This window comes from Pseudomonas sp. MF6776 (genome assembly GCF_016613125.1).
GTDB lineage: Bacteria > Pseudomonadota > Gammaproteobacteria > Pseudomonadales > Pseudomonadaceae > Aquipseudomonas > Aquipseudomonas iridis.
The window spans coordinates 84,717-98,108 of sequence record NZ_JAENSQ010000009.1 but is presented as its reverse complement, the minus strand read 5'-3'; the positions used below and the strand labels follow the sequence as shown (position 1 = coordinate 98,108).

General features: G+C 58.0%; 12 protein-coding genes. 6 read left to right on the top strand and 6 right to left on the bottom strand.

Going from position 1 to position 13,392, the window contains the following annotated elements; all coding sequences use genetic code 11:
- Positions 1-70 precede the first annotated feature (70 nt).
- Both JJD74_RS12820 and JJD74_RS12815 read right to left on the bottom strand, forming a co-directional pair.
- Positions 71-430, bottom strand: a complete 360-nt coding sequence (locus tag JJD74_RS12820) for an MmcQ/YjbR family DNA-binding protein (protein ID WP_042559061.1) — start codon at positions 428-430, stop codon at positions 71-73.
- Positions 427-1,335: a LysR substrate-binding domain-containing protein gene (locus JJD74_RS12815; protein ID WP_047301013.1), complete on the bottom strand. Its 909-nt coding sequence runs from the start codon at positions 1,333-1,335 to the stop codon at positions 427-429. The genes JJD74_RS12820 and JJD74_RS12815 overlap by 4 nt, the downstream gene beginning before the upstream one ends.
- A 128-nt stretch (positions 1,336-1,463) precedes the next feature.
- Here JJD74_RS12815 and JJD74_RS12810 point away from each other — a divergent pair, with 128 nt between their 5' ends.
- Positions 1,464-2,075 (top strand): FMN-dependent NADH-azoreductase, encoded by a 612-nt coding sequence (locus JJD74_RS12810; RefSeq protein ID WP_047301015.1) that lies wholly within the window; start codon positions 1,464-1,466, stop codon positions 2,073-2,075.
- 237 nt (positions 2,076-2,312) lie between these two features.
- On the top strand, positions 2,313-3,350 hold the full coding sequence (locus JJD74_RS12805; RefSeq protein ID WP_200614542.1) for an alpha/beta hydrolase family protein: 1,038 nt from the start codon (positions 2,313-2,315) through the stop codon (positions 3,348-3,350).
- Between the two features lie 142 nt (positions 3,351-3,492).
- On the opposite strand, the gene JJD74_RS12800 is transcribed toward JJD74_RS12805, so the two are convergent.
- Positions 3,493-4,680: an MFS transporter gene (locus JJD74_RS12800; protein WP_200614347.1), complete on the bottom strand. Its 1,188-nt coding sequence runs from the start codon at positions 4,678-4,680 to the stop codon at positions 3,493-3,495.
- 227 nt (positions 4,681-4,907) lie between these two features.
- On the bottom strand, positions 4,908-6,494 hold the full coding sequence (locus JJD74_RS12795; protein ID WP_080896013.1) for an ABC-F family ATPase: 1,587 nt from the start codon (positions 6,492-6,494) through the stop codon (positions 4,908-4,910).
- A 380-nt stretch (positions 6,495-6,874) separates the two neighbouring features.
- On the opposite strand from JJD74_RS12795, the gene lpxO reads away from it, so the two are divergent.
- Positions 6,875-7,774: a lipid A hydroxylase LpxO gene (gene lpxO / locus JJD74_RS12790; protein ID WP_200614344.1), complete on the top strand. Its 900-nt coding sequence runs from the start codon at positions 6,875-6,877 to the stop codon at positions 7,772-7,774.
- A 143-nt stretch (positions 7,775-7,917) separates the two neighbouring features.
- Here the strand turns inward: lpxO and ku are convergent, their stop codons facing one another.
- Positions 7,918-8,778, bottom strand: a complete 861-nt coding sequence (ku, locus tag JJD74_RS12785; protein WP_115148035.1) for a non-homologous end joining protein Ku — start codon at positions 8,776-8,778, stop codon at positions 7,918-7,920.
- Between the two features lie 189 nt (positions 8,779-8,967).
- On the opposite strand from ku, the gene JJD74_RS12780 reads away from it, so the two are divergent.
- The gene (locus tag JJD74_RS12780) at positions 8,968-9,288 is read left to right on the top strand and encodes a hypothetical protein (RefSeq protein WP_042559068.1); all 321 of its coding nucleotides are present in this window, start codon (positions 8,968-8,970) and stop codon (positions 9,286-9,288) included.
- 51 nt (positions 9,289-9,339) lie between these two features.
- A complete protein-coding gene (locus JJD74_RS12775) occupies positions 9,340-10,488 on the top strand; it encodes a PQQ-dependent sugar dehydrogenase (protein ID WP_200614328.1) in 1,149 nt (382 codons plus the stop codon).
- Positions 10,489-10,620: 132 nt separating this feature from the next.
- On the opposite strand, the gene JJD74_RS12770 is transcribed toward JJD74_RS12775, so the two are convergent.
- Positions 10,621-11,721, bottom strand: coding sequence for a GNAT family N-acetyltransferase/peptidase C39 family protein (locus JJD74_RS12770; protein ID WP_200614326.1), 1,101 nt, complete (start codon positions 11,719-11,721; stop codon positions 10,621-10,623).
- Positions 11,722-11,813: 92 nt separating this feature from the next.
- Here JJD74_RS12770 and JJD74_RS12765 point away from each other — a divergent pair, with 92 nt between their 5' ends.
- Entirely contained in the window at positions 11,814-13,388 is a 1,575-nt protein-coding gene (locus tag JJD74_RS12765) for a RimK family protein (protein ID WP_042559071.1), read from the top strand.
- Positions 13,389-13,392 lie beyond the last annotated feature (4 nt).

Below are 13,392 nucleotides of genomic sequence, written 5' to 3'. Positions count from 1 at the left end.
AAAAGATCGCAGCCTTCGGCAGCTCCTACACGGGTGAAGTGTTAAGCAACAATGCCGCCATAGCGAGGTGTTAAAGCAGCAATCCGATCCGGGTTTTCTTCGGCAACTTGCTCACCACCAACTGATGCGACCGTTGCAGCAACCCTTGCAATTCCTCGGTACCCAGCGGATAGGGCGGATGCATGATGATCCACTGTGCCCTTGCCAGATAAGGAGCCGGATGAATCCCGGGGCGGTCGCAATGGCCTAAAAACAGATCCTTGTCGACCTTGAACGCCAGCGAATCCCCACGCAGCCCTTGCAAGGCAAACATCTTGTTGCCGGCAATCGAAAATACGCGCACGCCACCCCACTTGTAGTCCTCGCGCGCGCCGGGCAATGCCAGACAAAACGCGGCGACGTCCGCTTCGCTCATTTTTCCCTTGCTCATAACAACCGCTCCCCGCAGGCATTGAACGACTCGACCAGGTGATCAATCCACGCACGCACCGCCGGCATGACCCCGCGTCGATGCGGGTACACCGCTTGCAGCCAACCGCCGGGCAGCGACCATTCTGGCAGCAACTGCACCAGCGCGCCGCTTTCCAGCTCGGCCTCGCAATACATCATGGGCAGTAACGTGAAGCCCTGGCCGGCCAGCACACAAGCCTTGCGCACGACAAAATCGTCGATGCCCAGCCGTGCTTCCATGCTCAGCTCGAAACTGGTGCCCTGTTGATCGAGTAAACGCACATGCACCAGCCGATCGGCCTCAAGCGCCCCGAGCACCGGCAAGTTCTTCAGGTCTTGTGGGTGGCTGATCGATTGGCCTTGCATGAATGTCGGGCTGGCCACGACCACCATTTGCGCCTGACGCAGACGGCGCGTGACCAGTAACGGGTCTTCATCACCCAACTCGCGCACGCGCAGGGCAACGTCAAACCCTTCGGCGACCAGATCGACCCGACGATTGAGCAGCACCACTTCAAGTTGCACCTGAGGAAATTTGCCGAGGAAGTCGCTGATCACCCACGGCAGCATTTCATGCGCCAGGCCGGTGGGGCAGGACACCCGCAAACGTCCCCGCGGTTCGCTGGACATGCTGGCGACGGCTTCGTCGGCCATTTCCGCTTCAAGCAGCATCGCCTGACAGTGACGCAAATAACGCTCGCCGACCGCAGTGAGGTTGAGTTGGCGTGTGGTGCGCTGCAGTAAACGCGCACCGAGACGCTCTTCCAGTTCGGCGATGCGCCGCGACAGTCGTGACTTGGGAATCCCCAGCAAACGGCCGGCCGCCGCAAAACCGCCAGCCTCGACGACTTTGGCGAAATAGTAGAGATCGTTGAGATCTTGCATGGTTGATATCCAACTGTTCTATCAGTGGGACGAACTATCGCATTGCTGGCGGCTAATCAGCTATTGGTTTGTTGCGTAGGATTGTCTCTATTCCGTCGCCACCGGCGATTCATTCCAGGGGATTCCACATGAAACTGCTGCATATCGATTCGAGCATTCTGGGCGACAACTCGGCTTCCCGTCTGTTGAGCAGCGAAGTCGTCAAAGCCTGGCAAGCCGCTGAGCCAAGCGCTGTGGTGACTTACCGCGACCTGGCCGCTGACGCCATCAGCCATTTCTCGTCGACCACGCTGGTTGCCGCAGGCACCACCGCTGAACTGCGCAACGCTGCACAACAACACGAAGCCGACCTGAGTGCTTCGACGCTGGCCGAGTTCATCGCTGCTGACGCTGTAGTGATCGCTGCACCGATGTACAACTTCACCGTACCGACCCAACTCAAGGCGTGGATCGACCGTGTTGCCGTTGCCGGTCAAACCTTCCGCTACACCGAAGCCGGCCCCGAAGGCCTGTGCGGCGGCAAGAAAGTAGTGATCGTTTCCACCTCTGGCGGCATTCACGCCGGTCAGGCCAGCGGTATCGCCCACGAAGAATATCTGAAGCTGGTATTGGGTTTCCTTGGCATCACCGACATCGAAATCGTCCGTGCCGAAGGCTTGGCGTACGGTGACGAAGTGCGCAACAACGCCATGACCGCCGCGCAAGCGAAGATCAGCGAGCAACTGTTCGCCGCCGCTTAAGGCTTGCGTAAGAAACAGCTGATGTTCAGGTAGCCCCCAAAAAACTCTGTATTCTGGTTCCGCAAGGGCCAAATACGGAGTTTTTTATTTCTGGCTGTTACATAATCTGGCCCGGGTTATGCAGTCAAACGATCAGCGTCTGAGTGCAATGTTGTGACCTGCGCACCGAATCCACGGCTTTCTGGTCTCACACTGCAACGGATCTTTCGATTGAGTCACAACAGGGTGGGGCGTCCGGTGATACGTCTTTGTGCAACGTTACTGATTTGCCTGCTCGGCAGCCTGATTACGGTGCAGGCGGCGCCGGGGCGCCATCCTGTCTGGAGCGTTGGTTACCATGAGATGACGTTCCTCGATCCGCTCGACTTGCAACCGATGCGCGCCATCGCGTTCTATCCCTCCAGCGACCGCGAACACCTGAGCCTGCTCGAGGGTTATTCGGTCGAAGCCGGCGAAGACACCAAAGTCGCCATTGGTCGATTCCCGATGCTGATGCTGTCTCATGGCAACACCGGCACGCCGCTGGCGCTGCACGATCTTGCCACGTCACTGGCGCGCAAGGGGTTCGTCGTGGTGGCGGTGATTCACCCCGGCGACAATTCCAGGGATCACAGCCGACTCGGCACCCTGAGCAATCTTTATGGGCGGCCGATCCAGATTTCCGAAGCGATTACTGCGACCCTTGGCGACCCCATGCTGGCGCCGTTCGTCAATGCTGAACAGGTTGGCGTGATCGGCTATTCGGCCGGGGGCGAGACAGCGTTGATTCTCTCGGGGGCGCAACCGGATCTGGATCGCCTGCGCCGCTATTGCCAGGAACGCCCGGACGACCGCGACGCCTGCAATACCCAAGGCGAGCTCATTGTTGACCGTGATGACTTGCAACCGGTGGCCGACCCACGCGTGCATGCCTTGTTGCTGATGGCGCCGCTCAGCCTGAAATTCGGCCGACATACGCTGGCTGACGTACATGTGCCCGTGCTGCTGTACAGCGGCGATGGCGACAAGCTGGTGGCTTTCGATAAAAACGCTGCCGCACTGGCGCGCAAACTGCCGACTGCACCGGACTTCAAATTGCTGGCCGGGGCAGGGCACTTTGTGTTCATGGCGCCGTGCAACGAAGAGCAGATCATTGCCATGCCGGCGTTGTGCACGGATGCAGATGGGGTTGATCGCAAAGACATCCATCGCAATCTGATTTCCGAGGCCGGCCGATTCTTCGCCCATGCCCTGGGCCGGCCTACACGGGCGGGTATGCAGACTGCGGATCAATAGCGTCAGGTGTTTATCCTGAAGTCACCATAAAACCCTGTGGGAGCGAGCCTGCTCGCGAAAGCGGTCTATAAGTCAATGCGAAATGTTGAATGTAAATCCGTCTTCGCGAGCAGGCTCGCTCCCACAAGGACTGTGTGAGTTTTCAGGAAATTGCCCGGCGCTTGAGCATCAAGGTCAACCCCAGTCCCGTCACCGACAACAGCGCCGCACTGAAGAAAATCCACGAATACCCCAGATTCAACGCCACCGCCCCCATCAACGGCCCGGCAACCGCCAGTGCCAGATCAAAGAACACCGCGTAGGCACTCAACCCGGCACCGCGACTGGAACTCGGTACCTGCTTGATCGCCTCCACGCCCAGTGCCGGATATACCAACGACAGGCCAAACCCCGCCAGTCCGGCGCCGATCAATGCAAACGCGGTGGAGGGCGCGAGCCACAGCATCACCAGCCCCACGGTTTCAACGGCAATGCAGGCGATGGCCGAGGTGAAGCCGCCGAATCGACTGATTGCCGAAATAAACATCAGCCGCGACACGATGAAGCACACCCCGAACACTGTCAGGCAATACGCCGCGCCGCTCCATCCGCGGTTGAGGTAATAGAGGGTGATAAATGTGGTGAGTGTGCCGTAGCCGATTGAGGCCAGCGTGAGGCTTGCGCCGAACGGTGCAATCCGCCCGAACACGGCCCAAAACGGCAGACGCTCACCGCGTATCACCGGTACCGAAGGTTTGTTACGAATCAACAGCAACGCCCCCGCCGCCAAGACCGACAGCGAAATACCGAGGCTGGCGAAACCGTATTCGGCCACCATCACCACCCCCAGCGGCGCACCAATCGCAATGGCGCCATAGGACGCGATACCGTTCCAGCCAATGGACCTGGCGGTGTGCTCGACCCCGACCTGGCCCATACACCAACTGATGGTGCCGACACCGATCAACCCCTGCGCAATGCCCAGCAACAATCGCCCGAGAATCAGAATCAACAGGCTCGGCAGCGGATAGCTTTGCAGCAGCGTGGACAACAGCGTCAGCGCGCCACTGAGCACAATCCCCAGCAAGCCATACACGATCGCCCGTTTGGTGCCGATGGTGTCAGACATGCGCCCGGCCATCGGCCGGCTGAGCAGGGTGGCCAGGTACTGCGAGCCGATCACCAGTCCGGCAATGATCGCGCTGAAACCCAGTTGTTCATGAACATAACCCGGTAGCACCGCAATCGGCAGCCCGATGCAGAGGAAGGCAATAAAGGTATAGAAAACGATAGAGACGATCTGCACGGTGATCGCCATGGAGCGTTGCGGTGGCAGTTGCTGCGCAGACATGAGGACTCGTTCGCGGGCGGCGGTGGGAGAATTCGCATCATGGCGTGGGTGTGGAATAAAAGGAAGCTGGCTAACTATTTTTCCGGAAATGCATTCCCCTGTGGGAGCGAGCCTGCTCGCGAAGGTGTCTGCACCAAAAAATGACTGACCCTGAAATGCAAAAAGCCCTGTCACATGGACAGGGCTCTTAACTTGCAGCTAGCAGCTGAAAACTCGAAGCTGCTTTTTTAGAATACGACACCCTGGCTACGCAGGTAATCATCGTACGTACCGCTGAAGTCGGTCACGCCGTCCGGGCTCAGCTCGATAATGCGAGTGGCCAGGGACGATACGAACTCACGGTCGTGGCTGACGAAGATCAGCGTGCCCGGGTAGTTTTCCAGCGCCAGGTTCAGCGCTTCGATCGATTCCATGTCCAGGTGGTTGGTCGGTTCGTCCATGATCAGCACGTTCGGCTTTTGCAGGATCAGCTTGCCGAACAGCATGCGGCCTTGCTCACCACCGGAAATCACCTTCACCGACTTGAGGATTTCGTCGTTGGAGAACAGCATCCGACCCAAAGTGCCACGGATCACTTGCTCGCCCTGAGTCCACTGACCCATCCAGTCGAACAGGGTCATGTCGTCTTCGAAGTCGTGCGCGTGATCCTGAGCGTAGTAGCCCAGCTCGGCGGCGTCGGTCCACTTGACGCTACCGGCATCCGGAGTCAGTTCGTTGACCAAAGTACGCAGCAGCGTGGTCTTGCCGATACCGTTCGGGCCGATGATCGCGACGCGCTCGCCGGCTTCAACCTGGAAGCTGAAATCCTTGAACAGCGGCTTGCCGTCAAAACCTTTAGCCATCTTCTCGACCATGACAGCCTGGCGGTGCAGCTTTTTGTTTTGATCGAAGCGGATGAACGGGCTCACGCGGCTCGAAGGCTTGACCTCGGCCAGCTGGATCTTGTCGATCGCCTTGGCGCGGGAAGTGGCCTGCTTGGCTTTCGAGGCGTTGGCCGAGAAGCGGCTGACGAACGATTGCAGCTCGGAAATCTGTGCTTTCTTCTTGGCGTTGTCCGACAGCAGTTGCTCGCGGGACTGGGTCGCCACGGTCATGTACTCGTCGTAGTTGCCCGGGAACAGGCGCAGCTCGCCGTAATCCAGGTCAGCCATGTGCGTGCACACGCTGTTCAGGAAGTGACGGTCGTGAGAGATGATGATCATCAGGCTGTTACGCTGGGTCAGAATGTTTTCCAGCCAGCGAATGGTGTTGATGTCCAGGTGGTTGGTCGGTTCGTCGAGCAACAGTACTTCCGGATCGGAGAACAGTGCCTGAGCCAGCAACACGCGCAGTTTCCAGCCTGGCGACACTTCGCTCATCGGGCCGAAGTGCTGCTCGATGCCGATACCCAGGCCCAGCAGCAGTTCACCGGCACGGGATTCGGCGGTGTAGCCGTCCATTTCGGCGAATTCGGTTTCCAGCTCGGCCACGGCCATGCCGTCTTCTTCAGACATTTCGGGCAACGAGTAGATGCGATCGCGCTCGGCCTTGACCTTCCACAGCTCTTCGTGACCCATGATCACGGTATCGATCACGGTGAATTCTTCGTAGGCGAACTGATCCTGGCGCAGCTTACCCAGGCGTACGTTCGGCTCGAGCATGACCTGGCCACCCGTCGGGTCAAGGTCACCGCCGAGGATTTTCATGAAGGTCGACTTGCCGCAACCGTTGGCGCCGATCAGGCCATAACGGTTACCCGCGGCAAATTTGACGGAAACGTTTTCGAAGAGCGGCTTGGCGCCGAACTGCATCGTGATGTTAGCTGTAGAGATCAAGAGTTTTTCCTGCGAAGCATTCTGAATAGCGAGGGTGCGGCTGTAGCGCTTGGCCCGAGTCAAGGTGCGCTGAGGCGGGGAGTTCCCGGCATCAACCAAGGGGGCGCGTAAAGTTTGGCGGCGATTGTACTGGTCTGGCTCTTTAAACGATAGGGCGAAGACGTCGCGGGTGCCGATTGGCACAATCGCGAGACAGTTTTTCACAGATGAAGGTTCACTATCGGTTACAAAGTGTGGCTAAAATGCCATCCATTCACCCACCGCCCTACAGCGGCGCGGGCTCAAGGACGTGCCATTTTGTACTCAGACCACTGCATAAGACGCTGGGCCTCAGGCCGACAGGCGCGCAGTTTGTTAACTTCTGACGTGTGACGAATTCCGTGAAACTCATCATTGCTGCTATTTATGTCATTTCCATTGCATACGTTCACTTGCGTGGCCGTGTGCGCCACAAACTGGGTCGGCAACTGAGCGATCATTCGACGTTTCTGGCACCGATCAACTGCTTTCTCTACCTGTTCTCGAAAAAGCCGAACAAGCCTTACCTTGATCCGGCTGAATTTCCCGACCTGAGCCCGTTGCAGGCGCATTGGGAAGAAATCCGCGAAGAAGGCCAGAACCTGCTGCGCGCGGGGGAGATCAAGCGTTCGAACCAATACGACGACGTCGGTTTCAACTCGTTCTTCAAAAGCGGCTGGAAGCGTTTCTACCTCAAGTGGTACGGCGAGAGCCATCCGTCGGCCATGAAGCTGTGCCCGCGCACCACGGAACTGGTTCAGAGCATCGGCTCGATCAAGGCTGCGATGTTTGCCGAACTGCCGCCAGGTTCGAAACTGGTACGCCATCGCGACCCGTACGCCGGCTCCTATCGTTACCACTTGGGCCTGGACACGCCTAACGATGCGGGTTGCTACATCAACGTCGACGGTGAGAGCTACCACTGGCGTGACGGTGAAGCGGTGATGTTCGATGAAACCTTCATCCATTACGCGGAAAACACCACCGACAAGAACCGCATCATCCTGTTCTGCGACATTGAGCGCCCAATGAAGTACCGCTGGGCTGCAGCGTTCAATGCCTGGTTCAGCCGTACGGTAATGTCCGCCGCCGGTGCGCCCAACGATGCGGGCGACCGTACCGGTGGGATCAACCGTTTGTTTACCAAAATCTACAAGATCAGGTTGCGTGGCAAAGAGCTGAAGAAGCGTAATCGTGCTCGGTACTACATGGAAAAGTGGGCGATCCTTGGTGGTTTGCTGGCGATCTTTATTCTGATCTGAACATTATTGCTGTGACTGTCCTGACGCCATCGCTGGCAAGCCAGCTCCCACAGTGGCCAGCGTGAGGCTGCGATCGCATTCACACCGCTAAACCTGTGGGAGCTGGCTTGCCAGCGATGAGGCCCTGAGATTCACCCGATGACTCAGGAGGCTTTTTTGGCCTTCTTCGCTGGCGCTGCCTTGCTCGCCGTTTTGGCCTTCGGCTTGGCGGGGGCCTTGCCACCCAGGCTACGTTTAAGCAGCTCGGTCAAGTCGATAACATCGGCAGTCTTGCGCTGTTCCTCACCACCCACCGTCTCGACATCCTCGATCTCGCCCTTATGGGCCTTTTTCTCCACCAGCGCCATGATCTTGTCTTCGAACTCGTCTTTGTAATCCTCGGGGCTCCAGTCCCCGCTCATGTCCTCGACAAGACGTTTGGCCATGTCCAACTCACCTTTGGCAAGCTGAGGCTTGGTCACTTCGCTGCCCAGTTCCAACTGATCGAGGCCGCGTACTTCCTGGGGCCAGCGCAATTTCACCAGCACCAGCGCTGACTCCAGCGGCATCACCGCCGCCAGATACTGGCGCGTGTGCAAGACGACGCGGGCGAGCGCAACCTTGTTGGTTTTGCTTAACGTTTCACGCAACAGCGCGTACACCTTGCCACCGCGCTTGTCCGGCGCCAGGTAGTAGGGCGTATCGATGTTCTGCAACGGGATCTGCTCGGCGTCGACGAAGGAAAAGATGTCGATGGTCTGGGTCGAAACCGGGTGCGCCGAGCGGATTTCCTCTTCGCTGAGCACCACATAACGACCCTTTTCGTAGGCCACACCTTTGACGATGTTTTCCTTGGTAACTTCCTTGCCGGTCACCTTGTTGACGCGCTTGTAGCCCACCGGGTCCATGCTGCGACTGTCGAGCCAGTCAAAGTCCACGCCTTGGGATGAGGTCGCTGAAACCAGCGCGACAGGGATATGGACCAGTCCGAAGCTGATCGCGCCTTTCCAGATTGCCCGAGCCATGGTGAGTTCTCCGAGTGATGATCAGGTGACCTGAAGCCCGGCGCGAAAGTTTCCAGAGAATGCGCGTTTTCAATTAGGTTCGGTCAAGCCGTGTTACATGTTGTTTAACGCCGACGGGTTAACAAATCCGAACCTGAAGCGTAGCGTGGACTCGAAGGCTCTACACCACGCACATCGAGAGGCTGACCCATGAACCGATTTCTGATTGGCATTGCCGTCCTGACACTCAGTGGCGGTCTGGTTCATGCGGACGTTGTGCTAGCGCAGAGTCCGACCGGCAACAGCAACAATCCCTATAACAGTCCGATTCGCCGGGCGAATCCCAACAGCATGCAGGGCACCCAGCCCAGTGCGCCGCCCATCCGTGGACCAAGCACCGTTCCCGTGCCGCGTCCGCCAACCCTCGATAACCGGGGCATTGGCAATGGCCAGCCGATCCGTTCAGCGCCGGCCAAGCCACCTACATTCATTCCAAACCCACCCTCGCGAAGCACCGACACTCAACGTTAAACGGCAGGTAAAACGCTCTGCCAGACTTTGAAACGACAAAAGGAATCGTGCATGTTGCGTAAAACCCTTCTGGCCAGCCTGTGCGCCGGCGCTCTGATCAGTGCTCCGGCATTCGCCGCTGCCCCCAAAGAGCTGCAAAGCGAGCAAGGCACTCTCGAAGTCACAACAATTGCCCAAGGGCTTGAGCATCCATGGTCGCTGGCCTTCCTGCCGGATCGGCAAGGCATGCTGGTGACCGAACGACCGGGCAATCTGCGCGTGGTGGGTGCGGACGGCAAGCTATCGGCTCCTCTAAGCGGCGTGCCGCAAGTATGGGCCAAGGGGCAGGGCGGTTTGCTGGATGTCGTGTTGTCACCCGACTTTAAACAGGACCGACTGGTTTACCTGTCCTATGCCGAAGGTGGCGGCGCTGGGGACAAGGCAGGCACGGCGGTGGGGCGCGGTTACCTGTCGGATGACTTGAAAACGCTGAAGGATTTCAAAGTGATTTTCCGTCAGGAACCAAAGCTCTCCACCGGAAACCACTTCGGTTCTCGGCTGGTGTTTGATCGCGATGGTTATCTGTTCATCACCCTGGGTGAAAACAACGACCGGCCGACCGCGCAGGATCTCGACAAGCTGCAAGGCAAGATTGTGCGGATCTACCCGGACGGCAAGGTTCCGGACGACAATCCATTCGTGGGGCAGTCAGGCGTGCGCCCGGAAATCTGGGCTTACGGCATTCGCAACCCGCAGGGTGCAGCACTTAACCCGTGGAACGGCACAGTCTGGGAAAACGAACACGGCCCGCGCGGCGGTGATGAGGTGAATATCATCGAACGCGGGAAAAACTATGGTTGGCCGCTGGCGACCCACGGCATCAACTATTCGCTGCTGTCGATTCCCGAAGCCAAAGGCAAAAGCGTTGAAGGGGGCGTCGATCCGCGCCATGTGTGGGAGAGATCACCGGGCGTCACCGGCATGGCGTTTTACGATGCCGATCGCTTCAAACCCTGGCAGAAAAACCTGTTTATCGGCGCGCTGGTGAGTCAGGAGTTGATTCGCTTGCAGTTCGATGGCGACAAGGTCGTGCATGAGGAGCGCTTGTTGGGTGAGCTGAAACAGCGCATTCGAGACGTGCGACAGGGACCGGATGGGTATCTATATGTGCTGACGGATGAGGAGAACGGTTCGTTGTACAAGGTTGGCCTGAAACCCTGACTTTGAAATGCATGCCCTTGTAGGAGCTGCCGGAGGCTGCGATCTTTTTATCTTGCCTTTTAAAAAACCAGATCAAAAGATCGTCCGATCCCGGCCCGAGCCTTCGGCAGCTCCTACAGGGTCAGGGTCAGACTACTCACTACGAGAGTAAAGAATCACGGCGGCCCTTAGCTTCCCCCGCCCAAACCGGCACATCTTCTCGAACTCGCCATGACTGACCGGCACATGCTGGCAGTCAATGGGCTGGCGGTGCTGGCTATGGTCGACGTCCGGATCGTGCAGGTAAACGAAATCCTCATCGCAATCGGTCACCACCACCCAGTGCGGCGATTTCGATCGAGTCAGCCGATAGCTGCTGATCAGCACCAGCGGCTGGCCTCCCGCTTCCAGTAAGCGCGGCAAATCCAGCGGAGCACCGATCACGCGCTCGACATCGGTCTGCGCCAACTGTGCGGTGAATTCTTCATGGACCAGGCGCATGACGTCTTTTTTATGCTCATTGCGTACGCCGTCGAGGAACAACGGCCCCGCGAGGCTCAACTCCAGACGCACGCGAAATCCCCGTCGCCATGCGGCGAGCGCCAATCCCTGCGGACTGCAACCACCATGCCCCGACGTCATGAAAACGGTCGTCGCCTCGCGCCAGATCTGCAGTTCCTCACGGCGCTCTAACAAGCGTTCTGACTGCAACGCCCCCATGGCCATCAACAGACACGCCGGGCCACAGGTGAAATCGGTGGTTTGTCCGTACCAAGGCACTTTGATGCTGCGTGAGTCTCGATGCTGGAGAATGCGTTTCTCCAGGCGCAGCGCGTCGGCATGGTCTTCGTAGTAATCGTGGATCAGTGCAAAACGCCGGTAGCCGTTGCGTTCATACAGGGCAATGGCGGCGGGGTTGTCGGTGCGTACCTCCAGGCGCAGGTACGCGCAATCTTGTTCCAGCGCGCAAGCCTCGATACGTTGCAGCAGTTGTTTACCCAACCCGCTCCCGCGCGCCTCGGCGGCAATGGCAATGGAATACAGGCGCGCCAGCGACGTACCGCGGTGAAACAACGCCAGTGCGTAACCCCGTAAATGGCCGTCGACCTCGGCCACCAGCAGCTGTGCGTGGGCGCGGGTAATCATCCAGTGAAAACTGCGACGGCTGAGCCCGTCCGTGGTGAAACATTGCATTTCCAATGCCAGCAACGCCGGCAGATCTTCAACTACCGCCAAACGAAAAACAGCACTCATATGACCACCGTAAAAGTTGCGTAACGAAACGAGACTTTCGAAAAACTTCGTGCTTAATAGAAAAGGTCTTGTTCTCCAACGGATCAATCTCTATGTCAGCGGTACAGGGTCATTGGCGCGAAGTATCCGAGCAAAATTTGCCGGCGGCAACTTATTTAAATTCAGCGACTGGTACTTCCAGCCGGGTGTTGATCATTGTCGAGCGCAAGGAAGATTGGGCGTCTTACTTCCCCAGCGAGGACATCATCACGGCGCAGGAATACCTCGAGCAAACCCGTGACAGCGAGCCGGGCAAGCGTGTGCAGGTGATCAATCTGTGCCGCAGCTACAAGTACCTCGGCCATGGCTATTACTGCTCGCTACTGGCCGAAGCCCGCGGGCACAAAGTGATTCCGTCGGTTCGCACGATCAGCGAACTGACCAAAAAATCACTTTACGGCCTGGCGCTGGACGACCTCGATAAAACCCTGGAAAAAGCCCTCAGTCATCATCTATATAGCGATACCGAAGGTTTTACCCTGACGTTGTACTTTGGCAAAACTCATATCGAGCCATTACAGGATCTGGCTCGACAATTGTTTGAAGTGTTTCCCTGTCCGATTCTGTTAGTTGAGTTTCGTCGAACTAACGGTTGGCACATCGAGGGCATAAAGTCCGGTACGTTACATAAGTTGCGCGACGACCAGGAAGATCAATTCGCCAATGCCCTTGATGGCTTCAGCCGCAAAGTCTGGCGGGTGCCGCGTTCCCGGCAAGTGGCGCGGTATGACGTGGCGATCTTGCACGACCCGCAGGAAGCGCTGCCGCCATCAAACAGCAAGGCGCTTGCGAACTTTGTTCGGGTCGGCAAGACCATGGGCATCGACGTCGAGCTGATCGAGCGCAAGGATTACGCGCGACTCGCCGAGTACGACGGCTTGCTGATTCGCGAAACCACCAGCGTCGACAACCATACCTACCGTTTCGCCAAGAAGGCTGAAAGCGAGGGGCTGGTGGTGATGGACGATCCGGCCTCGATTCTGCGCTGCACCAACAAGGTCTACCTCACCGACCTGCTCAACAGCCATCAACTGGGCATGCCGGCGACGGAGATTCTGTACAAGGAGCGACCCGAAGATTTCGAACGGGTAGGGGAACGGCTTGGTTTTCCATTGGTGTTGAAGATCCCCGATGGCTGTTTCTCGCGGGGTGTGATCAAGGTCGAAAGCCAGCAGGCGCTACTCGAAGCCACGGCCGAGCTGTTCGAACATTCGGTGCTGTTGCTGGCTCAGGAGTTTTTCTACACCGAGTACGACTGGCGCATTGGCGTGCTCAACCGCAAACCGATCTTCGCCTGCCAGTACTTCATGTCCAAGGGACACTGGCAAATCTACAACCACAAGGCCAAGGGGCAGGACATCAACGGCGAATGCCGGACAATGGCGATCCACGAGGCCCCCCGCGCCGTGGTGGAACTGGCGGTGAAAACAGCCAACCTGATTGGCGACGGTCTCTATGGTGTGGACCTGAAACAGGCTGGCGACAAGGTGGTGGTGATCGAAGTGAACGACAACCCGAACCTGGACGCCGGCATCGAAGACGCTTATTTGCAGGACGATTTGTATTCACTGGTGCTGGAAGAGTTCGTGCGGCGGCTGGAGCTCAAACGTCGCGGCCAGGCCTGGTGAAGCG